Genomic DNA, 20,968 nt, shown 5'->3' with positions numbered 1-20,968 from the left:
CGCCCTGCGGACCTGCCTTCGGCTGTTACTTCGCTTCGCTACGTTGCAACGCAGCATCGCCGACGCGCAGCAGCCCCTGAGCGGGCTCTTACTCGTCCTCGAAGTTGTACATCCCCGGGGCGAGGTTCTCGAAGCGCGTGTACTTGCCGAGGAAGGCCAGGCGCACGGTGCCGATCGGACCGTTACGCTGCTTGCCGATGATGATCTCGGCGACGCCCTTGTGCTCGGTCTCCGGGTGATACACCTCGTCGCGGTAGACGAACATGATCACGTCGGCGTCCTGCTCGATGGCGCCCGATTCGCGCAGGTCGGAGTTGACCGGGCGCTTGTTGGGGCGCTGCTCCAGCGAGCGGTTGAGCTGCGACAGGGCGATCACCGGGCAGTTGAATTCCTTGGCCAGCGCCTTGAGCGAGCGGGAGATCTCGGAGATCTCGTTGGTGCGGTTCTCGCCGCCGCCGCCGCCGAGCTGCATCAGCTGCAGGTAGTCGACCATGATCAGCGCCAGCTCGCCATGCTCGCGCACCAGGCGACGGGTGCGCGCACGCATCTCCGAGGGACTGATGCCGGCAGTGTCGTCGATGAACAGCTTGCGTTCGTTGAGCAGGTTGACCGCCGAGGTCAGTCGCGGCCAGTCGTCGTCGTCGAGGCGGCCGGAGCGCACCTTGGTCTGGTCGATGCGGCCGAGCGAGGACAGCATACGCATGATCAGCGATTCGCCGGGCATCTCCAGGGAGTACACCAGCACCGCCTTGTCGCTGCGCAGCACGGCGTTCTCCACCAGGTTCATGGCGAAGGTGGTCTTACCCATCGACGGACGGCCGGCGACGATGATCAGGTCGGCCGGCTGCAGGCCGCTGGTCTTCTCGTCCAGATCGGCGAAGCCGGTGGAAATGCCGGTGATCGCCTCGTGGGTGTTGAACAGGGTGTCGATACGGTCGATGGCCTTGGCCAGCAGTTCGTTGAGGCCCACCGGGCCGCCGGTCTTCGGCCGCGACTCGGCGATCTCGAAGATCTTGCGCTCGGCCTCGTCGAGGATCTCGTCGGCGCCGCGGCCCTGCGGGTTGTAGGCGCTGTCGCCGATGTCGTTGCTGATGCCGATCAGTTTGCGCAGGGTGGCGCGCTCGCGAATGATCTGCGCGTAGGCCTTGATGTTCGCCACCGAGGGGGTGTTCTTGGCCACCTCGCCGAGATAGGCCAGACCGCCGACCTGGCTCAGTTGGCCCTCCTTGTCCAGTTGCTCGGACAGGGTGACCACGTCGAACGGCTGGTTGCGTTCGGCCAGCTTGTAGATGGCGCGGAAGATCAGCCGATGGTCGTGGCGGTAGAAGTCGCCGTCGGAGACCAGATCCAGCACCCGTTCCCAGGCGTTGTTGTCCAGCATCAGGCCGCCGATCACCGCCTGCTCGGCCTCGATGGAGTGCGGCGGCACCTTGAGGGCGGCGGTCTCCAGGTCGTATTGCGCGGGGACACTGCTCTCGTTCATCGCTTCCCTACCTGTTCACGTAGTGCAGAAAGACAAAGGGCACGCCTGCAGGTGCAGGGCGTGCCCGATGTTAGCTGCCCGGCATCAGGGATGCACGGGCATCGATGGCGGCCTTAGGCGGCCACCACCACCACGCGAACGGTGGCGTCGACGTCGCTGTGCAGGTGCACGGCCACGTCGTACTCGCCGACCTGACGGATGGCACCGTTGGGCAGGCGGATTTCGCTCTTGGCCACTTCCACGCCGGAGGCGGTCAGGGCGTCGGCGATGTCGTGGGTGCCGATGGAGCCGAACAGCTTGCCTTCATCGCCAGCGGTGGCGGTGATGGTGACTTCCAGCTCGGCCAGTTGGGCAGCGCGGGATTCGGCGTAGGCCTTCTTCTCGGCAGCCAGCTTTTCCAGCTCGGCGCGACGGGCTTCGAACGCGGCAACGTTCGCGGCGGTAGCGGCGGTGGCCTTGCCCTGCGGCAGCAGGTAGTTGCGACCGTAACCGGCCTTGACGTTCACCTTGTCGCCCAGGTTGCCCAGGTTAGCGACTTTTTCCAGCAGGATAACTTCCATTTGGCATTAACCTCTTAACTTTTAACCTTCGCCGTTCGTGGGGCCATCGACGCCACTGCGTGCGGAGCGCCCACGAAAATCAATCAGACTGTCGACCACGGCCAACACGACCAGTAACGGATACACCAGCTGCATGAACAACAGCAGCGCCACGTACAACCCCACCAGCCAGAAGCGCGCCAGACGCTGCTGAGCCACCAGCCCGTGCAACAGGGCCACGCCGGCGAACGCCAGGGGCACGCTGCACAGCGGCGTCAGCATGGCCAGCTCGATGCTCACGCCCGGCAGCAGGAATATTCCCACCAGCAGGGCCACCGCCATCGGCGCCGGCAGACGCACCGCCTGGAACTCGCGGGCGAAACCACCCGGGTTGTACAACAACGCCTGCCAGTAACGGCCCAGCGTCAGGCACAGCAGGCTGAGCAGCTGCAGCAGGGCGGCCATCAGCCCGGTGAGTACCGGCGTCAACAGCTCGCCGAGGCGAGCCTTTTCGTCGGTGCCCATCTGCTGGTAGGTATCGCCCAGCATCTGCGGCATCAGCTCGAGCAGCTCGGCGGCGTTGCGCTTGACCGTCTCGCCGAACACGGCATCGATGGTCGCGCCATACAGCACGCCGATCAGCACACTGGTCAGCAGCACCCGCGCCCAGGAGACGCTGGTCCGCAACACCAGGGCCAGCACCAGGCTGCCCAACAGCACCAGCAACGGCCGTGGCTCACCGAAGTGCCACCACAGCAGGGTCGGCAGCAGCGCCCACAACACGATGCCCAGGGCATCGTTGAGACCGCGGCGCAGCAGGACCAGCGAGCCGGCGGCGGCACTCACCCAAAACAGCAGGGGTAGCGCCGCGCTGACGACCACCGCCAGGGTGGCCTGCAGGCGCCCACGCATGACAAAGTCAGCCAGTGCCCGCATGCATTACATCCGTTGACCTGTCGACAGCCTGGTCTTAACGACCGTGGCTGTCGGTGTAGGGCAGCAGGGCCAGGTAGCGGGCGCGCTTGATGGCGCTGGCCAGCTGACGCTGATACTTGGCTTTGGTACCGGTGATACGGCTCGGAACGATCTTGCCGGTTTCGGAGATGTAGGCCTTCAGGGTGTTGAGATCCTTGTAATCGATCTCCAGGACGCCTTCAGCGGTGAAACGGCAGAACTTGCGACGACGGAAGAAACGTGCCATGTGGTGGCTCCTCAATACTGGTTACGAAGATTACTCGTCGGCGCCTTCGCCGTCGGTGCCTTCAGCGACGCCTTCGGCGTTTTCGCTGCGGTCACGACGCTCGCGGCGCTCGCTGCGGCTTTCTTCGGCCTTCAGCATTTCGGACTGCTCGGTCACGGCGGCGTCGCGACGGATCACCAGATTGCGGATCACGGCGTCGTTGTAGCGGAAGTTGTCTTCCAGCTCGGCCAGGGCAGCGGCGCTGCACTCGACGTTCATCAGCACGTAGTGAGCCTTGTGGACGTTGTCGATGGCGTAGGCCAGCTGACGACGACCCCAGTCTTCCAGGCGGTGAACCTTGCCACCGTCTTCTTCGATGGTCTTGGTGTAACGCTCGACCATACCGCCAACCTGCTCACTCTGATCCGGGTGAACCAGGAAGACGATTTCGTAATGACGCATAAATGCTCCTTACGGGTTATGCAGCCTGCCGCGGGAAGCGGTCAGGCAAGGAGTGGATGTTTCGTTCGTGCTTGCCAAGGGCGGGCGCATTGACGCCTGCCGGGACGGCAAGGCGCAGCATTCTACGGAGAGGAAGGCCGCCCCGCAAGCGACGGGACGGCAATTCAGGCAGCCGGGGACGGCCGGCGCTGGCGCACCGCCTCGAACAGGCAGACGCCGGTGGCCACCGAGACATTGAGGCTGCTGACGCTGCCGCCCATCGGCAGCTTGGCCAGGTAGTCGCAGTGCTCGCGGGTCAGCCGGCGCATGCCCTTGCCTTCGGCGCCCATCACCAGCACGGTCGGGCCGCGCAGGTCGAGGTCGTAGATCTCCTGGGTCGCCTCGCCGGCGGTGCCGACCACCCACAGGCCCTGCTGCTGCAGCTTTTCCAGGGTCCGCGCCAGGTTGGTGACCGCCACCAGCGGCACCACCTCGGCGGCGCCGCAGGCGACCTTGCGCACCGTAGCGTTGAGGGTCGCCGACTTGTCCTTGGGCACGATCACCGCCTGCACGCCGGCGGCATCGGCGGTGCGCAGGCAGGCGCCGAGGTTGTGCGGATCAGTCACCCCATCCAGCACGAGCAGCAGCGGCACCGAGCCGCCGCGCGCCAACAGCTCCTCGAGGAAGTTCTCGCCCCACACCTGGCTGGGGCTGACCTCGGCGACCACGCCCTGGTGCACGCCCTCGGCCCATTCGTCCAACTCGCGCCGCTCGCGCTGGCCGACCGGCACGCGCGCCTCGTTGGCCAGCTGGACCAGCGCCTGCACACGCGGATCCTGGCGCCCCTCGGCCAGCCACAGCTGCTTGACCCGCTTGGGATGATGGCGCAGCAATGCCTCCACGGCATGCACGCCGTAAACCCGTTCCCACTGACTCATTGTTCGACCTTGCGTTTACGTATGGCTCGCCCGGCCGGCGCTTCGGCCGCGGGCGTCTTGCTTTTCTTCGCCTTGGGCTTGGCGCTCGCGGCCTTCTTCGCCTTGGCCTTGCCCTTGGCGGACTTGGCAGCCTGCGGCGCCTTGGCTTCCTCGAGCAGCCTCTTCTTCACGGCCCGACTCTTCTGCACGTCGACGTTGCCGAGCAGCACATCGGCCTGCTCGAGCAGCTCCGGCGCCACCTCCGGCAGCGCCTGTACCCGGCCGGTCTTGCGGGCCTCGCGACGCGACGGCACCGCCGCCTCGACCGGCGCCAGCTCGCGCGGCGCGCCGCGCTTGCGCGCCGGTACCTTGCCGGCCGCTTCCGGGCCCGCCCCCGCCTTGCCTTGGCGCTTGCGCGTCGGCAGCGCGGTGAGCGGGTTGTCGCTCAGCTCGAAGTCGATCTTGCGCTCGTCGAGGTCGACACGCGCCACCAGGATCTCGACGCTGTCGCCCAGGCGGAAACTGCGCCCGGAGCGCTCGCCGGCCAGGCGATGGTGCACCGGGTCGAAGTGGTAGTAGTCGGCCGGCAGCGCGGTGACGTGCACCAGGCCTTCCACGTAGATGTCGGTCAGCTCGACGAACAGACCGAAGCCGGTCACCGCGGTGACCACGCCGGGGAAGGTCTCGCCGACTCGATCGCGCATGTACTCGCACTTCAACCAGTTGACCACGTCACGGGTCGCCTCGTCGGCGCGCCGCTCGGTCATCGAGCACTGCTCGCCGAGCTGGGCGAGGCGTTCCTCGTCGTAGGGATAGATGCGCGCCTTGGGCATGCTCGCGGCGCCGACGCGCTGCACCTTGACGGTCTGCCGCTTGGAGCGGATCACGCTGCGGATCGCGCGATGCACCAGCAGGTCCGGATAGCGGCGGATCGGCGAGGTGAAGTGGGTGTAGGCCTCGTAGTTGAGGCCGAAGTGGCCGGCATTGTCCGGGCTGTACACCGCCTGACTGAGCGAGCGCAGCATCACCGTCTGGATCAGGTGATAGTCGGGGCGTTCGCGCACCGATTCGAGCAGGTTGAGGTAGTCCTTGGGCGTCGGCTCGCCCTGGCCGCGGTACAGGGTCAGACCCAGCTCGGCGAGGAAGGTGCGCAGCTTCTCCAGCTTCTCCGCCGGCGGCACGTCGTGCACGCGGTACAGCGCCGGAATCTCGTGCTCTTCGAGGAAGCGGGCGGTGGCGACGTTGGCGCACAGCATGCACTCCTCGATCAGCCGGTGCGCATCGTTGCGCTGGGTCGGACGGATCTCGGTGATCTTGCGGTCGGCGCCGAAGACGATGCGCGTCTCCTGGGTTTCGAAGTCGATGGCGCCGCGCACCTGGCGGGCAGCCAGCAGCGCCTTGTACAGCGCATACAGCTGGCGCAGGTGCGGCACCAGATGCGGCATCTGCTGGCGCTGGAACTTGGCCTCGCTGGAGTTGGGCTTCTCCAGCAGCTGGCTGACCTTGGTGTAGGTCAGCCGCGCATGCGAGTGGATCACCGCCTCGTAGAACTGGTAGCCGGTCAACGCGCCGCTCTTCGACACGGCCATCTCGCAGACCATGGCCAGACGGTCGACCAGCGGGTTGAGCGAGCACAGACCGTTGGACAGCTCCTCGGGCAGCATGGGGATCACCCGCTCGGGGAAGTACACCGAGTTGCCGCGCTCGATGGCCTCGGCGTCCAGCGCCGAGCCGACCTTCACATAGTGGGAAACGTCGGCGATGGCGACGAACAGGCGCCAGCCGCCCTTGGCCGCCTCGGCGTACACCGCGTCGTCGAAGTCGCGCGCATCCTCGCCGTCGATGGTGACGAAGGGCAACTGGCGCAGGTCGACACGCTTCTCCTTGTCCTTCTCCGCCACCTCGGGCTTGAGCTTCTTCGCCTCCTTGAGCACGCCCTCGGGCCAGACATGCGGCAGGTCGTAGCTGCGCAGGGCCACTTCGATCTCCATGCCCGGCGCCATATAGTCGCCGAGCACCTCGACCACCTCGCCCTGGGCCTGGCGGAACACGGTCGGCCACAGGTCGATGCGCACCTGGACGAACTGCCCGTGACGCGCCGCGCCCTGCTTGCCGGCCAGCACCAGCACCTGTTGCTGGATCTTCGGGTTGTCGGCGACCACCACCGATACGCCGCTCTCCTCGAAGAAGCGGCCGACCAGGGTTTCGTGGGCGCGACTGAGCACCTCGACCAGCGCGCCTTCGCGGCGGCCACGGCGATCGACGCCCGAGACGCGGGCCAGGGCGGTGTCACCGTCGAACACGAGGCGCATCTGCGCCGGACTGAGGAACAGGTCCTCGCTGCCGTCGTCGGGAATCAGGAAGCCGAAGCCGTCGCGATGGCCGCTGATGCGGCCGCGGATCAGGTCCAGCTTGTCCACCGGGGCGTAGGCGCCGCGGCGGGTATAAATCAGTTGGCCGTCGCGCTCCATGGCGCGCAGGCGGCGGCGCAGGGCCTCCTCGGCCTCCTCGCCGGCCAGGCCCAGCTCCTCGAACAGCTGCGCCCGCGTGGCCGGCGCGCCGCGCTCGGCCAGGTGGGCGAGGATCAGCTCGCGGCTGGGAATGGGGTTGTCGTATTTTTCCGCCTCGCGGGCGGCCTCGGGGTCGAGGCTTTGCCAATCGGCCATGTGTCGGGTTTCACCTTTGGTTGTCTTGCCCGTGCTCATGCTTATATTGAAGCGCGAAAGTGTCGCTTCGCGCAGCCGTGCCGGAACAATAAAATTTTTTCACATCAGGGGTTTACAAGCTTTCCAAGCCCCCGTATAGTTCGCGCCCACAGCAGCAGTGAACACTGCAGGCTGTAACGATAGAGCAGATGAGCGATCATCGCACTATTAGCCCAGGTGGCGGAATTGGTAGACGCGCTGGTTTCAGGTATCAGTGGTGGCAACACCGTGGAAGTTCGAGTCTTCTCCTGGGCACCAATTCCAAACAGACGCTTTTGCGGATGTTTGCAATAAAGAAGCAGTCAGGCTTCGCCGGTAACGGTAAACATGACACGCCCAGGTGGCGGAATTGGTAGACGCGCTGGTTTCAGGTATCAGTGGTGGCAACACCGTGGAAGTTCGAGTCTTCTCCTGGGCACCAATTCCAAAAGAACCGGATCGAAAGATCCGGTTTTTTTTCGCCTGCAGAAAAGTGGCCACCCTCCCCCGCAAACCTGACAGCTTGCCACCACCCCACCTGCCGCCACAGTTTATCCGGACAAAAAAAGACCGCCCGCAGGCGGTCTTCTTCATCACAGCAGCGATCAGGCGTACGGATGACGCAGCACGATGGTTTCGTTGCGGTCCGGGCCGGTGGAGATGATGTCGATCGGCGCACCGACCAGCTCTTCCACGCGCTTGATGTAGGCACGGGCATTGGCCGGCAGGTCGTCGATGGACTTGGCGCCCACGGTGGACTCGCTCCAGCCGGGCATTTCCTCGTACACCGGCTCCAGGCCGACGTAGCTGTCGGCGTCGGTCGGGGCCTCGCCGACGATCTCGCCGGCAGCGTTCTTGTAAGCCACGCACAGCTTGACGGTCTCCAGACCGTCGAGCACGTCCAGCTTGGTCAGGCACAGGCCGGAGATCGAGTTGATCTCGATGGCGCGACGCAGGATCACCGCATCGAACCAGCCGCAGCGACGGGCACGGCCGGTGGTGGAGCCGAACTCGTGACCGACCTTGGCCAGGCGGGCACCGACGTCGTCGAACAGTTCGGTGGGGAACGGACCGGAGCCGACACGGGTGGTGTAGGCCTTGGTGATACCGAGGATGTAGTCCAGATACAGCGGACCGAAGCCGGAACCGGTAGCGGTGCCGCCAGCGGTGGTGCTGGAGCTGGTCACGTACGGGTAGGTGCCGTGGTCGATGTCCAGCAGCGAGCCCTGGGCACCCTCGAACATGATGTAGGCGCCGGCCTTGCGCAGCTCGTGCAGGCGGGCAGCCACGTCGGTCACCAGCGGGCGCAGGATCTCGGCGTAGGCCAGGGCATCCTTGAGGGTCTGCTCGACGTCGACCGGCGCAGCCTTGTAGAAGTTTTCCAGCACGAAGTTGTGGTAGACCATCAGCTCGCGCAGTTTCTTCTCGAAGCGCTCGGCATTGAACAGGTCGCCGATGCGCAGACCGCGACGGGCCACCTTGTCCTCGTAGGCCGGGCCGATACCGCGACCGGTGGTGCCGATCTTGCCTTCGGAACGGGCCGCCTCGCGCGCCTGATCCAGGGCCACGTGGTACGGCAGAATCAGGGTGCAGGCCGGGCTGATGCGCAGGCGCTCGCGCACCGGTACGCCCTTCTCTTCCAGCTTGGTGATTTCCTTGAGCAGCGCGTCCGGCGCCACTACCACACCGTTACCGATCAGGCACTCCACGTTTTCACGCAGGATGCCGGACGGAATCAGGTGCAGCACGGTCTTCTCGCCATCGATCACCAGGGTGTGACCGGCATTGTGGCCGCCCTGGTAACGCACCACGGCAGCCGCCTGATCGGTCAGCAGGTCGACGATCTTGCCCTTGCCCTCGTCACCCCACTGGGTACCCAGGACCACGACATTCTTACCCATAACACTTGTCCCCTCGCGGAAGGTCGGTACCGGCCCGCAGGCCGGCAAAAGTACTCAGGAAGCCAGCGGCGAGACCTGCCAGCCACCCTCCTGTAAACGCAATTCGCTGTCGCAGCCGGATTCGCGGGCGTCAGCTGCGCTCTGGCCGGGCAGCGCCTGCACCACGCGGCGACCGTTGCGGCGCAGATCGAGGACAACCCGCCAGAGCTCGGCGCCGCCGTCGTGCGGCGCCCAGACCCCACCCGGCGCTTCGGCCTGGATGGTCTGCCCCAGGCTGACCAGGGTCTTCAGATCGGTAGAGAAGCCGGTGGCCGGACGGCCGCGGCCGAAGTCGGCGCCGATATCGTCGTAACGGCCGCCCTGGGCGATAGCCTGGCCGGCACCGGGAACGAAGGCGGCGAATACCGCGCCGGTGTGATAATGGTAGCCACGCAGTTCGCCGAGGTCGAAATACAGCGGCAGCGCCGGGTAGCGCGCGGCGAGCAGGTCGGCGATCGCCTCCAGCTCGGCCAGTGCCGCCAGCACCTCGGCCGGCGCAGCGGCGAGCAGGCTGCGCGCCTGCGCCAGCACCTCGCGGCCGCCGCACAGCTCGGCCAGGGCGCGCAGCATGGCACCCTCGCCGGCCGGAAGATCAGCGGTGAGCGCGGCAACCTCGTCGATGGCCTTGCGCTGCAAGGCGTCGAACAGCAGCTGCTCGGCTTCGCCGGACAGCCCGGCGGCACGCGCCAGACCACGGTAGATACCGACATGGCCGATATCCATATGCACATCGGGCACGCCGGCCAGCTCCAGCACCTCGAGCATCAGACTGATGATCTCGCTATCGCTGGCGGAGCTGGCATCGCCATACAGTTCGGCGCCGATCTGGATGGGACTACGCGAGGTGGACAGGGCACGCGGCCTGGCATGCAGCACACTGCCGGCGTAGCACAGGCGGCTCGGCCCCTCCTGGCGGTGGGTATGGGCGTCCAGACGCGCCACCTGCGGGGTGATGTCGGCCCGAAAGCCCATCTGCCGACCGGACAGCGGGTCGGTGACCTTGAAGGTACGCAGCTCGAGATCCTGGCCGGCTCCGGTGAGCAGCGACTCCAGGTATTCGATGTGCGGCGTGATGACCAGGTCATAACCCCAGTTGCGGAACAGATCCAGCACCTGACGACGAGCCGTCTCGATGCGCGCCGCCTCTGCCGGCAGCACCTCTTCGATTCCGTCCGGCAGCAGCCAGCGGTCCAGCGTTGCCATATTGCCTCTCCCCTTATCGGCCGGGCGTGATGTTCAACGAAGCCCGTACAACAGGGCCGTTCCCAGCAGCATGCTGCCCAGTCCGATCAGGCGCAGCTGGCGATCCCCCAGCCGGGCCAGACTGATGACAGCCTCGCGCCAGCGCCGCGGACTGAGGAAGGGCAGGATGCCTTCCAGTACCAGCAGCAGACAAAAAGCGATTCCGAGTTCTTGCCACATGGTTCCCGCAGACGCAAAAAAGCCGGGAAATCCCGGCTGCCCCATGATAACACGTTTTCCCGACGGTCACCCCGGCGGCTGCAGAACAGCCGCCGGGCGGCCCCCTCAGGGCTTGGCCTGCTCCAGATAGCGGAAGAACTCGCTCTTCGGATCCAGCACCAGCACGTCGCGCTTGTCGGCGAAGCTCTGCCGGTAGGCCTGCAGGCTGCGATGGAAGGCGTAGAACTCCGGCTCCTGCCCATAGGCCTGGGCGTAGATCGACGCCGCCCTGGCGTCGCCGTCACCGCGGACCTCCTCTGCCTGGCGATAGGCATCGGCGAGCAGCACGCGGCGCTGGCGGTCGGCGTCGGCGCGGATGCCCTCGGCGAGTTCGCGGCCCTTCGCGCGGTGCTCGCGGGCCTCGCGCTCGCGCTCGGTGCTCATCCGCTCGAACACGCTGCGGTTGACTTCCTTGGGCAGGTCGATGGCCTTGACGCGCACGTCGACCACCTCGATACCCAGCTCGCGGCGCGCCATGCGATCCAGCGACTGGGTGATCTCGGCCATCAGAGCATCGCGCTCGCCGGACACCACCTCGTGCAGGGTGCGCTTGCCGAACTGGTCACGCAGGCCGGCCTCCAGGCGCCGCGACAGGCGCTCGTCGGCGATCAGCTTCATGCCCGAGGTCGCGGTGTAGAAGCGCTCGGCGTCGGCGACCCGCCACTTGGCGTAGGCGTCGACCATCACCGCCTTCTTCTCCAGGGTGAGGAAGCGCTCGGTCGGCGAGTCGAGGGTCAGCAGGCGGGCATCGAACTTGCGCACCTGGTTGACGTAGGGAACCTTGACGTGCAGGCCGGGCTCGACGTCGGTCTTGACGATCTTGCCGAACTGCAGGAGCACGGCCTTCTCGGTCTGCAGAACGATGTAGAAGCAGTTCCAGGCCACCAGCGCCAGCACGGCGGCGGCGATCAGGGCGATCAGCGACTTGTTGCTCATCAGCGGCTCTCCCTCGAACGCAGATCACGCTGCAGATCGCTATTGGCGCGCGGCAGCGTCTCCGCCGCGCCGGACTGAACGCTCGGCGGCACCGGCGTGGCGGCCGGCGCACGACCATCGACCATCTTGTCCAGCGGCAGGTAGAGCAAGTTGTTCTGCCCTTCGCCACCGGATACCAGCACCTTGCTGGAGCTGCTCAGCACGTCCTGCATGGTCTCCAGATACAGACGCTGGCGGGTGACCTCCGGCGCCTTGCGGTATTCGGTGGCCAGCTTGGTGAAGCGGTCGGCCTCGCCCTGGGCACGCGAGACAACCTCCTCGCGGTAGCCGTTGGCATCCTCAAGGATGCGCTGGGCCTGGCCACGCGCCTCGGGAACCACGCCGTTGGCGTAGGCCTCGGCCTGGTTCTTCTCGCGCTGCTCGTCCTCGCGGGCACGGATCACGTCGTCGAACGCTTCCTGCACTTCGCGCGGCGCGGCGGCGCTCTGGATGTTCACCTGGGTCACGGTGATGCCGGTCTTGTAGGTATCGAGGAAGCGCTGCAGGCGCTCCTTGACGTCGGTAGCCATCTGCTCGCGGCCCTCGGTCAGCACCTGGTCCATCGAGGTGGAGCCGACGACGTGGCGCAGGGCGCTGTCGGTGGCATGCTGCAGGCTGATTTCGGGCTGATCGACGTTGAGGACGAACTCCTGCAGGTTGCTGACCCGGTACTGCACGGTCAGCGGAACCTCGATGATGTTCTCGTCCTCGGTGAGCATCTGGCCCTGCTTGCTATACGCGCGCTCGCGGGTGACGTTCTCCTGGAACTTGCGGTCGATCGGCGGGAAGTACAGGTTCAGGCCCGGCCCGACCGTCTCGTGGTACTTGCCGAAACGCAGGATCACCGCCTGCTCCTGCTCGTCGACCACGTAGACGGCGCTGTACAGCCAGAGTGCGGCGAGCACGACGAAGCCGATCATCACCAATCCCAGGCCGCCGCCCTTGCCCGTGCCGGAATCGTCGCCCGGCCGACGACGGCCGCCCATCAGGCGATTGAGGTTGTCCTGCAGCTTGCGCAGGGCTTCATCCAGATCCGGCGGCCCCTGGCGACCACCGCCACGACGACCGCCCCAGGGATCCTGGTCATTCGAGTTGCCACCCGGCTCATTCCAAGCCATAGCGTTCTCCCCACTGATAACGCACAAACGCGCATATGGCGCACTTCCGCCCATGCTACCGAAGCCCCCCGGCAGCGGCAAAGCCGGCCGGCGAGGCTTTATTGCAAAGTGTGTTGTGCGATGAACTCGTCCGGCACCCAGCCCTCGCGGCTGACCAGGCGATTGAGCTCCGCGCGCGGCAGACGCACCGTGAGCAGCGCTGCCCCTTCCTCGTCATGCCCCTCCTCCTGTACGGCGCCCAGGGCGAAGAACTGCGCACGCAGGCGTCCCAGCCGTTGTGGCAGGCGCAGGGTAGCGGCGAACAGGTCCTCGCAGAGCAGCTCGGCGATCGCCTGGCGCAACAGATCCAGGCCCTGCCCTTCGCGCGCCGACAGCCAGACGCGCACCGGCTTTCCGCTGTCGTCGCGCTGGATCTGCGGCGCCACGTCGGGCAGCAGGTCCAGTTTGTTGTATACCTCGAGGGTCGGCAGACTATCCGCGCCGATTTCCTTGAGCACCGAGTACACCTGCTCGATCTGCAGGTCGCGATCGGGCTCGTGGGCATCGATCACGTGCAGCAGCAGGTCGGCGTTGCTCGACTCCTCCAGGGTGGCACGAAACGCCTCCACCAGCTTGTGCGGCAGGTGGCGGATGAAGCCTACGGTGTCGGCGAGGATCACCGCGCCAACATCCTCGAACTCGAGACGACGCAGGGTCGGGTCGAGGGTGGCGAACAACTGGTTGGCGGCGTAGACGTCGGCCGAGGTCAGCGTGTTGAACAGGGTCGACTTGCCGGCGTTGGTATAGCCGACCAGCGACACCACCGGCACTTCCGCGCGCTTGCGACCGCGCCGCGCCAGCTCGCGCTGGCTGCGCACCTTTTCCAGGCGCTGCTTGATCTGGCCGATGCGCACGCGCAGCAGGCGGCGGTCGGTTTCCAGCTGGGTTTCGCCCGGGCCGCGCAGACCGATACCGCCCTTCTGCCGCTCGAGGTGGGTCCAGCCGCGCACCAGACGCGTGCTCATATGCTCGAGCTGCGCCAGTTCGACCTGCAGCTTGCCTTCGTGGGTACGCGCGCGCTGGGCGAAGATGTCGAGAATCAGCCCGGTACGGTCGAGCACCCGGCACTCGAACTCGCGCTCGAGGTTGCGCTCCTGGCTGGGAGTGAGGGTGTGGTTGAAGATGACCAGTTCGGCCTCGTCGCGCCTGACCTGCTCGCGGATCTCGTCGACCTTGCCGCTGCCGATCAGAAAGCGCGCGGTCGGCTGGTGCCGGGGAATGCTGACGAAGCCAGCAACCTCGGCACCGGCCGACCGGGCCAGTTCGAGAAACTCGTCGGGATCTTCACGCGCCTCGGGCGCCTGCCCTTCCAGATGGACCAGAATGGCCCGCTCGCCACCTTCATGGCGCTCAAAGAACAAGGCTGGCGACTCCGCTTATTCAGCGTTGCCCGTCTCGCCCGCCTCGCCACTGGGCAGACGGACCGGACGGCTGGGAACCACGGTGGAGATGGCGTGCTTATAGACCATCTGGCTGACGGTGTTCTTCAACAGAATCACGAACTGGTCGAACGACTCGATCTGGCCCTGCAGCTTGATGCCGTTGACCAGGTAGATGGAAACCGGGACGCGCTCTTTGCGCAGGGTGTTCAGGTAAGGGTCTTGTAGCGAATGCCCTTTTGACATTTTCCACACTCCTTCAGGGATTAATAATTATGGGTATTAAGTCGAAGTCGACCCAAAAGTGGCTCGTTCCTGCGCCTTGTTTCACAGGATAGCCGCATGCAGGCCAAAACTCAGCCTTTAATGGCGATCGCTTGCAGATATTTCAAGGTACGCGGCAGATTGTCGCAATCCTGACTGTCGAGCCAGTGTAATTGCGACCAGCTCCGCAGCCAGGTGAACTGTCGCTTGGCCAACTGGCGGGTAGCAATAATGCCACGCTCGGCCATCTCCTCCGGGGTCAGACTTCCTTCGAGATATTCCCATACCTGCCGATAACCCACGGAGCGGATCGAAGGCAGCCCCGGGTGCAGGTCGCCGCGCGCACGAAGCGCTTCGACCTCGGCGACCAGCCCTTGTTCCAGCATGAGATGAAAACGCCGGGCAATGCGCTCATGCAGCACCTGGCGCCGAGCAGGAGCTATGGCCAGGTGGGCGACAGTATAAGGCAAAGCCTGACCCGGCGACGTGGCACTGTGCAGATTTTGCAACACCTGAAGGCGACGGTGCTCACTCATCGACAGGCCGCTCGCCCGGTAGACCTCCAGGGCGCGCACCAGGCGCTGCGGATCGTTGGGATGGATGCGCGCAGCCGACTCCGGATCGACCCGAGCCAGCTCGGCATGCAGGGCGGCGAGCCCCTCGGCGGCGACCTGCGCCTCCAGTTGGGCGCGGATCGCCGGGTTGGCCGATGGCATGTCGGCCAGCCCCTCGAGCAGCGCCTTGAAATACAGCATGGTGCCGCCCACCAGCAACGGAACTCGCCCGGCCGCGGTGATCTCGGCCATCGCGGCCAGCGCATCGCTGCGGAACTCTGCGGCCGAATAGCTCTCGGCCGGATCGCGGATGTCGATCAGCCGGTGCGGGAACTCTTTGAGCAGCTCGGGCGACGGCTTGGCGGTGCCGATGTCCATGCCGCGGTAGATCAGCGCCGAGTCGACGCTGATGATCTCGCAGGGCAGCACCCGCGCCAGTTCGATGGCCAGGTCGGTCTTGCCCGAGGCGGTCGGACCCATGAGGAAGATGGCGGGGGGCAGCACGGACATCGGCGAACTCGTGATCGAAAGAGAAAGCGCGGCGCTCAGCGGCCGCGCAGGAACAGCTTGTCCAGCTCGTCCATACCCAGCTGGGTCCAGGTCGGCCGGCCGTGGTTGCACTGCCCGCTGCGCTCGGTGTGCTCCATATCGCGCAGCAGGGCATTCATCTCCGGCAGGGTCAGACGGCGGTTGGCGCGCACGGCGCCGTGGCAGGCCATGGTCGCCAGCAGCTCGTTGAGGTGCGCCTGGATGCGGTCGCTGGAGCCGTACTCGAGCAGGTCGCTGAGCACATCGCGCACCAGCTGGCTGGCCTCGGCCTGCTTGAGCAGCGCGGGTACCTGACGGATGGCCAGGGTTTCCGGCCCCAGGCGTTGCAGCTCGAAGCCCAGGCGCGCGAACCACTGGCCGTGCTCCTCGGCGCAGTCGGCCTCGCGCTGGCTGAGCGCCAGCGACTCGGGCACCAGCAGCGGCTGGCCGCGCAGGCCCTCGCTGGCCATGGCGCTCTTCAGCCGCTCGTAGGTGATGCGCTCGTGGGCGGCGTGCATGTCCACCAGCACCAGGCCGTGGGCGTTCTCGGCGAGGATGTAGATACCCTTGAGCTGCGCCAGCGCGTAGCCCAGCGGCGGCACGTCGCCCTGCGCCTGCGGCAAGGGCGTCGCCTCGCCGAGCGGAGCGAAGAACTCGCGGTAGGCCCCCTGCAGCTCGGCCTGCGGCTGCGCGCCGAGCGAGGGCGCCGGCCGATAGTCGCCACCGCCGCCGGTACGGATCTGCCCGCCGCTCGGCGGCTGCCACCGCGGCGCCTCGACCGCAGCGGACGGCACGTGCTCGGCCAGCGCCATCTCGTTCTGTCCGGCGAACTCGCCGGCCGCCAGGCCGCTGACCTGCGGCTCGCTGCGCGGCGCCGGCGCCGGCGCCGCAGCGCCCAGCTGATCTTCCGGGCGCACGTCGGCCAATGCACGGTGCAGGGTGCCGTAGAGGAAGTCGTGGACCATGCGGCTGTCGCGGAAGCGCACCTCGTGCTTGGTCGGGTGCACGTTGACGTCGACCACCGCCGGATCGATCTCGAAGAACAGCACGAAGGCCGGATGGCGGCCGTTGTACAGCACGTCGCGGTAGGCCTGGCGCACCGCGTGGGCGACCAGCTTGTCGCGCACCATGCGGCCGTTGACGTAGAAGTACTGCAGGTCTGCCTGGCTGCGCGAGAAGGTCGGCAGGCCGACCCAGCCCCACAGGCGCAAGCCGCCACGCTCGATGTCGATGGGCAGCGCCTGCTCGAGGAAGGCCGGCCCGCAAACGCTGGACACCCGCCGGGCACGGCCGAGTTCGTCGCCGGCCGGATGCAGGGCGAGCACGCTCTTGCCGTTGTGGCGCAGATGGAAGCCGACCTCGAAGTGGGTCAGCGCCAGGCGCTTGACCACCTCCTGCAGGTGGTCGAACTCGGTCTTCTCGGCACGCAGGAACTTGCGCCGCGCCGGGGTGTTGAAGAACAGGTCGCGCACTTCCACGGTGGTGCCGTCGGGGTGCGCCGCCGGCTGCACCGAGGTGGCCATGTCGCGGCCCTCGGCCTCGACCTGCCAGGCCTGCGGCGTGTCGCGCCGGCGCGAGGTCAGGGTCAGACGCGCCACCGAGCTGATCGAGGCCAGCGCCTCGCCGCGAAAGCCGAGGCTCAGCACCCGCTCGAGGTCTTCCAGCTCGCGGATCTTGCTGGTGGCATGGCGCGCCAAGGCCAGCGGCAGGTCGTCGGCGTCGATGCCGCCACCGTCGTCGCGTACGCGCAGGAGCTTGATGCCGCCCTGCTCCACCTCGACGTCGATGCGCCGGGCGCCGGCATCAAGGCTGTTCTCCAGCAACTCCTTGGCCACCGAGGCCGGCCGCTCGACCACCTCGCCGGCGGCGATCTGGTTGGCCAGCCGCGGACTGAGCAGCTGGATGCGCGCAGCCAGGCTCACGGCTGTACCGCCAGGGTCGGCGCCGGGACGATCAGCATCTGGCCGACCTTGAGGCTGTCGTTGCCCAGGCGGTTGGCGCTGCGCAGCGCCGCCTGGCTGACCTGGTAGCGCTGGGCGATCAGCGCCAGGCTCTCGCCGGGCGCCACGCGATGCTGGCGCTCGCCGACCTTGATCTTGCCCTGGTCACGCAGCCAGGCGATGTAGGTGCCCGGCGGCGGGTTCTCGTGGAAGAACTGGCGGATCCCGCTGTGGATCGAGTGGGCGAGCGCCTGCTGGTGGCTCTTGGTAGCCAGCTTCTGCGATTCGTTGGGGTTGGAGATGAAGCCGGTCTCCACCAGGATCGACGGGATGTCCGGTGACTTCAGCACCATGAAGCCGGCCTGCTCGACCCGCCGCTTGTGCAGCGGAGTGATCCGACCCATGTTGGACAGCACCTTGTGGCCGACGTCCAGGCTGGAGGACAGCGTGGCGGTCATCGACAGATCGAGCAGTACGCCGGCGAGCATGCGGTCCTTGTCGTCGAGGCTGACGCTGCCGACGCCGCCGACCAGGTCGGAGCGGTTCTCCGTATCGGCCAGCCAGCGCGCGGTCTCGGAGGTGGCGCCCCGGTCGGAGAGGGCGAACACCGAGGCGCCGAATGCGCTCGAGCTGGGCGCCGCGTCGGCGTGGATGGAAACGAACAGGTCAGCGCTCTTCTTGCGGGCGATCTCGGTGCGCTTGCGCAATGGGATGAAGTAGTCGCCGGTGCGCACCAGCTCGGCGCGGAAGCCACGCTCGCCATTGAGCTGCCGCTGCAGTTCGCGGGCGATGGCCAGCACCACGTTCTTCTCGTGCAGGCCGCGCGGGCCGAGGGCGCCCGGATCCTCGCCGCCGTGGCCGGCGTCGATGGCGATGACGATGTTGCGCTTGCCGCTGGGCAGCGGCTGGCGGACCGCCGCCGCGACCTCCTTGGATTCGTTGGCCGGTGGCGGATTGTTGGCCGGTGCCGGGCTGGGCGCTGGATTGGCTGGCGGATTGGCCGGGGTGGTCGCCTGGGTCACGGCGACCGGCGTCACAGCCGCGGGCTTGCCGTCGGGCTGGGTGGCGGGCTTGGCTGGAGCGGCCGGAGCAGCGTCCTCCTCGTGATCGAAGAGATCGACCACCAGGCGGTGGCCATATTGCTGGTTGGGCGCCAGGCTGAAGCTCTTCGGCGACACCGCAGCCGCCATGTCCAGCACGATGCGCAGCTTGCCCGGCGACTGCTCGGCGGCGCGCAGGCCGGTGATCGGCGTGCCGGCGATGGCCAGCTGTTCGAGGCGGCTCTTCAGCTGGGCGCCCTCGACATCGATGACGATGCGGTCCGGCGCGCTCAGGGTGAACACGCTGTGCTGCACCGGCGCGGTCAGGTCGAACACCAGTCGGGTATTGTCCGGCGCACGCCACAGGCGCACGCCGCGAATCTCGCTGGCCGCCAGCACCCAATCGCTCGCCAGCATCGCCAGCATCGCCCCCAGCGCGGCCAGCAGGCCACGCGGGCGGATCCCCCATTCCATTGTTCAGACTCCCACAGTCAAAGCGGCACACCAGGTCTCGCCCCGCGCGCTCCGCGGGGTCAGGCGCAGGGCACGCCCCGCTTCCTGCACGGCGATGACGATGTCCAGGTCAGCCTTCGGCAAGATACCGGCGCCGCGCTCGGGCCATTCGATCAGACACAGCGCGTCACCTTCGAAATAGTCGCGGATGCCGAAAAATTCCAGCTCCTCGGGATCGGCCAGGCGGTAGAGGTCGAAGTGATAGACCCGCCGCTCGCCCAGTTCGTAGGGTTCGACCAGGGTGAAGGTCGGACTCTTCACCGCCCCGGCGTGCCCCAGGCCGCGCAGGATACCGCGCGACAGGGTGGTCTTGCCCATGCCCAGGTCGCCGTGCAGGCAGATCACGCCGCGGCCTTCGCTCGCCTCGGCCAGGCGCGCCCCCAGGGCAAGCATGGCCGCTTCGTCGGCGGCGTACAGGGTCACTTCAGGCACGGACTGTGCTCCTCCAGCAATTCACGGATTACCTCGATCAGATCGGCGGCGGCCACACCGCGACCGGCGCGCCCCAGGCGCTCGCCGGCGCAGGCATGCAGCCAGACGCCCAGACGCGCTGCCGCGGTCACATCCAGCCCCTGCGCCAGCAGCGCACCGAGCAGGCCGGCGAGCACGTCGCCCAGGCCGGCACCGGCCATGGCCGGATGCCCACGGTCGCACAGATACAGCTCCCCAGTGGGCGTGGCCACCAGGCTGCCGAGGCCCTTGAGCAGCACCACTGCGTTGAGCTGGCGCGCCAGGGCCAGCGCCGCCGCCGGTCGGTCGGCCTGCACCGCGGCACTGTCGCAGCCAAGCAGGCGCGCCGCCTCGCCGGGGTGCGGGGTGATCAGCCAGTTGCCGGCCGGCGCGCTCAAAACGCCGCTGGCCAGTAGGTTAAGGGCATCGGCGTCCCATACCTGCGATCGCTCCAGCGCGCCCAGGCCGGCCAGCAGGTTACGCGCCCAGGGCCCCTGGCCGCTGCCCGGGCCAAGTACTAGTACGTCGACCTGCGGCAGCATGCCGTGCAACTCGAAGGACGACTGCACGGCGCGCGTCATCACCTCCGGGCGGCGCGCCAGCATGGCCGGCACGTGCTCGGCACGGGTGGCCAGGCTGACCAATCCGGCGCCGCTGCGCAGGCAACTCTCCGCGGCGAGCAGCGCCGCGCCGCCATAGCCGAGGTCGCCGCCGATCACCAGGACGTGGCCGAACCGGCCCTTGTGGGTATTGCGCGGCCGCGGCGGCAGGCGCGGCACGCTGGCGGCGGTGAGGCGCAGCGCGGCCGGAACCATTTCGGCGACCAGCGCCGGATCGGCGTGCAGATCGTCGAAGGCCAGCTCGCCGCAGCGATCCGGCCCGTCCAGGCAGAACAGGCCCAGCTTGAGGGCCAGCAGGGTGACGGTCAGCTCGGCCTGGATCGCCTCGCCGAGCACCCGGCCGGTGTCGCCGCACAGGCCAGAGGGCAGGTCCACCGCCAGCACCGGCAGACCGCTGGCGTTGGCCAGGCGGATCGCCTGGGCATAGGGCTCGCGCACTGCGCCGGACAAGCCGGTACCGAGCAGGGCGTCGACTAGCACGCCGGCGAGCGGCGCACATTCGCGCCACGGCTCGATGCGTACGCCGGCCGCCAGTGCCGCCGCGTGCGCCGCGGCGGCATCGCCGGCGAGCCGGGCGGGGTCGGCCACCGCCAGTACCCGCGCCTGCCAGCCGGCGCGCCGCGCCAGGGCGGCGACCAGATAGCCGTCGCCGGCGTTGTTGCCGCTGCCGGCCAGCACCGTGACCTCGCCGGCCTGCGGCCAGCGCCGGCGCAAGGCGCGCCAAATGGCATGGGCGGCGCGCTGCATCAACTCGCTGCCGGGCGTACCGGCGGCGATCAGCCGCGCGTCCAGGTCGCGGACCTGGGCGGCACGGTAGAGGGCAAGGGGCAAGACGGGGGCAGGTGGCGGCATGGACCATTCGACTCGAGGCTCTGGCACAATTATATCTTCCCTGCCCCGGAC

At 67.4% G+C, this 20,968-nt stretch carries 19 protein-coding genes and 2 tRNA genes; 2 read left to right on the top strand and 19 right to left on the bottom strand.

Annotated elements, in window-relative coordinates:
* Positions 1–88 precede the first annotated feature (88 nt).
* The 7 genes from dnaB to rnr form a co-directional block, all read right to left on the bottom strand.
* Positions 89–1,483 (bottom strand): replicative DNA helicase, encoded by a 1,395-nt coding sequence (gene dnaB / locus LMJ29_RS12680; RefSeq protein ID WP_229605880.1) that lies wholly within the window; start codon positions 1,481–1,483, stop codon positions 89–91.
* A gap of 113 nt (positions 1,484–1,596) precedes the next feature.
* Positions 1,597–2,043: a 50S ribosomal protein L9 gene (gene rplI, locus LMJ29_RS12675; protein WP_229605879.1), complete on the bottom strand. Its 447-nt coding sequence runs from the start codon at positions 2,041–2,043 to the stop codon at positions 1,597–1,599.
* 21 nt (positions 2,044–2,064) lie between these two features.
* Positions 2,065–2,958: a hypothetical protein gene (locus LMJ29_RS12670; protein ID WP_229605878.1), complete on the bottom strand. Its 894-nt coding sequence runs from the start codon at positions 2,956–2,958 to the stop codon at positions 2,065–2,067.
* A gap of 34 nt (positions 2,959–2,992) precedes the next feature.
* A complete protein-coding gene (gene rpsR / locus LMJ29_RS12665) occupies positions 2,993–3,223 on the bottom strand; it encodes a 30S ribosomal protein S18 (RefSeq protein ID WP_229605877.1) in 231 nt (76 codons plus the stop codon).
* A gap of 30 nt (positions 3,224–3,253) precedes the next feature.
* A complete protein-coding gene (gene rpsF / locus LMJ29_RS12660; RefSeq protein ID WP_229605876.1) occupies positions 3,254–3,664 on the bottom strand; it encodes a 30S ribosomal protein S6 in 411 nt (136 codons plus the stop codon).
* A 164-nt stretch (positions 3,665–3,828) separates the two neighbouring features.
* Complete coding sequence (gene rlmB / locus LMJ29_RS12655; RefSeq protein WP_229605875.1) at positions 3,829–4,581, bottom strand: 23S rRNA (guanosine(2251)-2'-O)-methyltransferase RlmB; 753 nt, start codon at positions 4,579–4,581, stop codon at positions 3,829–3,831.
* Positions 4,578–7,226 carry a ribonuclease R gene (gene rnr, locus LMJ29_RS12650; RefSeq protein WP_229605874.1) on the bottom strand — a complete coding sequence of 883 codons (2,649 nt, stop codon included), beginning with the start codon at positions 7,224–7,226 and terminating at the stop codon, positions 4,578–4,580. The genes rlmB and rnr overlap by 4 nt, the downstream gene beginning before the upstream one ends.
* 210 nt (positions 7,227–7,436) lie before the next feature.
* Here rnr and LMJ29_RS12645 point away from each other — a divergent pair.
* Both LMJ29_RS12645 and LMJ29_RS12640 read left to right on the top strand, forming a co-directional pair.
* Positions 7,437–7,523 (top strand) — tRNA-Leu (locus LMJ29_RS12645).
* A 76-nt stretch (positions 7,524–7,599) separates the two neighbouring features.
* Positions 7,600–7,686: transfer RNA gene (locus LMJ29_RS12640), tRNA-Leu, on the top strand.
* 163 nt (positions 7,687–7,849) lie between these two features.
* Here the strand turns inward: LMJ29_RS12640 and LMJ29_RS12635 are convergent.
* The 12 genes from LMJ29_RS12635 to LMJ29_RS12580 form a co-directional block, all read right to left on the bottom strand.
* Entirely contained in the window at positions 7,850–9,145 is a 1,296-nt protein-coding gene (locus LMJ29_RS12635; protein ID WP_229605873.1) for an adenylosuccinate synthase, read from the bottom strand.
* Positions 9,146–9,199: 54 nt separating this feature from the next.
* Positions 9,200–10,387, bottom strand: coding sequence for an ATP phosphoribosyltransferase regulatory subunit (locus LMJ29_RS12630; protein ID WP_229605872.1), 1,188 nt, complete (start codon positions 10,385–10,387; stop codon positions 9,200–9,202).
* Between the two features lie 33 nt (positions 10,388–10,420).
* Positions 10,421–10,606 (bottom strand): DUF2065 domain-containing protein, encoded by a 186-nt coding sequence (locus LMJ29_RS12625; protein ID WP_229605871.1) that lies wholly within the window; start codon positions 10,604–10,606, stop codon positions 10,421–10,423.
* 105 nt (positions 10,607–10,711) lie between these two features.
* Entirely contained in the window at positions 10,712–11,581 is an 870-nt protein-coding gene (hflC, locus tag LMJ29_RS12620; protein ID WP_229605870.1) for a protease modulator HflC, read from the bottom strand.
* On the bottom strand, positions 11,581–12,738 hold the full coding sequence (gene hflK / locus LMJ29_RS12615; RefSeq protein WP_229605869.1) for an FtsH protease activity modulator HflK: 1,158 nt from the start codon (positions 12,736–12,738) through the stop codon (positions 11,581–11,583). Before hflK ends, hflC begins: the two co-directional genes overlap by 1 nt.
* Positions 12,739–12,836: 98 nt before the next feature.
* Entirely contained in the window at positions 12,837–14,138 is a 1,302-nt protein-coding gene (gene hflX, locus LMJ29_RS12610) for a ribosome rescue GTPase HflX (RefSeq protein WP_229605868.1), read from the bottom strand.
* Positions 14,139–14,153: 15 nt separating this feature from the next.
* A complete protein-coding gene (gene hfq, locus LMJ29_RS12605; protein ID WP_229605867.1) occupies positions 14,154–14,402 on the bottom strand; it encodes an RNA chaperone Hfq in 249 nt (82 codons plus the stop codon).
* Positions 14,403–14,512: 110 nt separating this feature from the next.
* Entirely contained in the window at positions 14,513–15,484 is a 972-nt protein-coding gene (gene miaA / locus LMJ29_RS12600) for a tRNA (adenosine(37)-N6)-dimethylallyltransferase MiaA (protein WP_229605866.1), read from the bottom strand.
* A gap of 35 nt (positions 15,485–15,519) precedes the next feature.
* Entirely contained in the window at positions 15,520–17,424 is a 1,905-nt protein-coding gene (gene mutL / locus LMJ29_RS12595) for a DNA mismatch repair endonuclease MutL (protein WP_229605865.1), read from the bottom strand.
* Positions 17,421–18,956 carry an N-acetylmuramoyl-L-alanine amidase gene (locus tag LMJ29_RS12590; RefSeq protein ID WP_229605864.1) on the bottom strand — a complete coding sequence of 512 codons (1,536 nt, stop codon included), beginning with the start codon at positions 18,954–18,956 and terminating at the stop codon, positions 17,421–17,423. The genes mutL and LMJ29_RS12590 overlap by 4 nt, the downstream gene beginning before the upstream one ends.
* A gap of 3 nt (positions 18,957–18,959) precedes the next feature.
* The gene (tsaE, locus tag LMJ29_RS12585) at positions 18,960–19,427 is read right to left on the bottom strand and encodes a tRNA (adenosine(37)-N6)-threonylcarbamoyltransferase complex ATPase subunit type 1 TsaE (protein ID WP_229605863.1); all 468 of its coding nucleotides are present in this window, start codon (positions 19,425–19,427) and stop codon (positions 18,960–18,962) included.
* Complete coding sequence (locus tag LMJ29_RS12580) at positions 19,415–20,917, bottom strand: NAD(P)H-hydrate dehydratase (RefSeq protein WP_229605862.1); 1,503 nt, start codon at positions 20,915–20,917, stop codon at positions 19,415–19,417. Before LMJ29_RS12580 ends, tsaE begins: the two co-directional genes overlap by 13 nt.
* Positions 20,918–20,968 lie beyond the last annotated feature (51 nt).

Origin of the sequence: Pseudomonas oryzagri (assembly GCF_020831405.1) — a bacterium.
Classification (GTDB): Bacteria; Pseudomonadota; Gammaproteobacteria; order Pseudomonadales; family Pseudomonadaceae; genus Geopseudomonas; species Geopseudomonas oryzagri.
This window is presented reverse-complemented; position numbering and strand designations above follow the sequence as displayed.

Coding starts and splice junctions, on each gene's coding strand:
- hfq (WP_229605867.1), bottom strand. CDS start 14,402: ATGTCAAAAGGGCATTCGCTACAAGACCCTTACCTGAACACCCTGCGC.
- LMJ29_RS12625 (WP_229605871.1), bottom strand. CDS start 10,606: ATGTGGCAAGAACTCGGAATCGCTTTTTGTCTGCTGCTGGTACTGGAA.
- rpsR (WP_229605877.1), bottom strand. CDS start 3,223: ATGGCACGTTTCTTCCGTCGTCGCAAGTTCTGCCGTTTCACCGCTGAA.
- LMJ29_RS12590 (WP_229605864.1), bottom strand. CDS start 18,956: ATGGAATGGGGGATCCGCCCGCGTGGCCTGCTGGCCGCGCTGGGGGCG.
- rnr (WP_229605874.1), bottom strand. CDS start 7,226: ATGGCCGATTGGCAAAGCCTCGACCCCGAGGCCGCCCGCGAGGCGGAA.
- rpsF (WP_229605876.1), bottom strand. CDS start 3,664: ATGCGTCATTACGAAATCGTCTTCCTGGTTCACCCGGATCAGAGTGAG.
- LMJ29_RS12630 (WP_229605872.1), bottom strand. CDS start 10,387: ATGGCAACGCTGGACCGCTGGCTGCTGCCGGACGGAATCGAAGAGGTG.
- rplI (WP_229605879.1), bottom strand. CDS start 2,043: ATGGAAGTTATCCTGCTGGAAAAAGTCGCTAACCTGGGCAACCTGGGC.
- LMJ29_RS12580 (WP_229605862.1), bottom strand. CDS start 20,917: ATGCCGCCACCTGCCCCCGTCTTGCCCCTTGCCCTCTACCGTGCCGCC.
- hflK (WP_229605869.1), bottom strand. CDS start 12,738: ATGGCTTGGAATGAGCCGGGTGGCAACTCGAATGACCAGGATCCCTGG.
- dnaB (WP_229605880.1), bottom strand. CDS start 1,483: ATGAACGAGAGCAGTGTCCCCGCGCAATACGACCTGGAGACCGCCGCC.
- LMJ29_RS12635 (WP_229605873.1), bottom strand. CDS start 9,145: ATGGGTAAGAATGTCGTGGTCCTGGGTACCCAGTGGGGTGACGAGGGC.
- miaA (WP_229605866.1), bottom strand. CDS start 15,484: ATGTCCGTGCTGCCCCCCGCCATCTTCCTCATGGGTCCGACCGCCTCG.
- hflC (WP_229605870.1), bottom strand. CDS start 11,581: ATGAGCAACAAGTCGCTGATCGCCCTGATCGCCGCCGCCGTGCTGGCG.
- LMJ29_RS12670 (WP_229605878.1), bottom strand. CDS start 2,958: ATGCGGGCACTGGCTGACTTTGTCATGCGTGGGCGCCTGCAGGCCACC.
- rlmB (WP_229605875.1), bottom strand. CDS start 4,581: ATGAGTCAGTGGGAACGGGTTTACGGCGTGCATGCCGTGGAGGCATTG.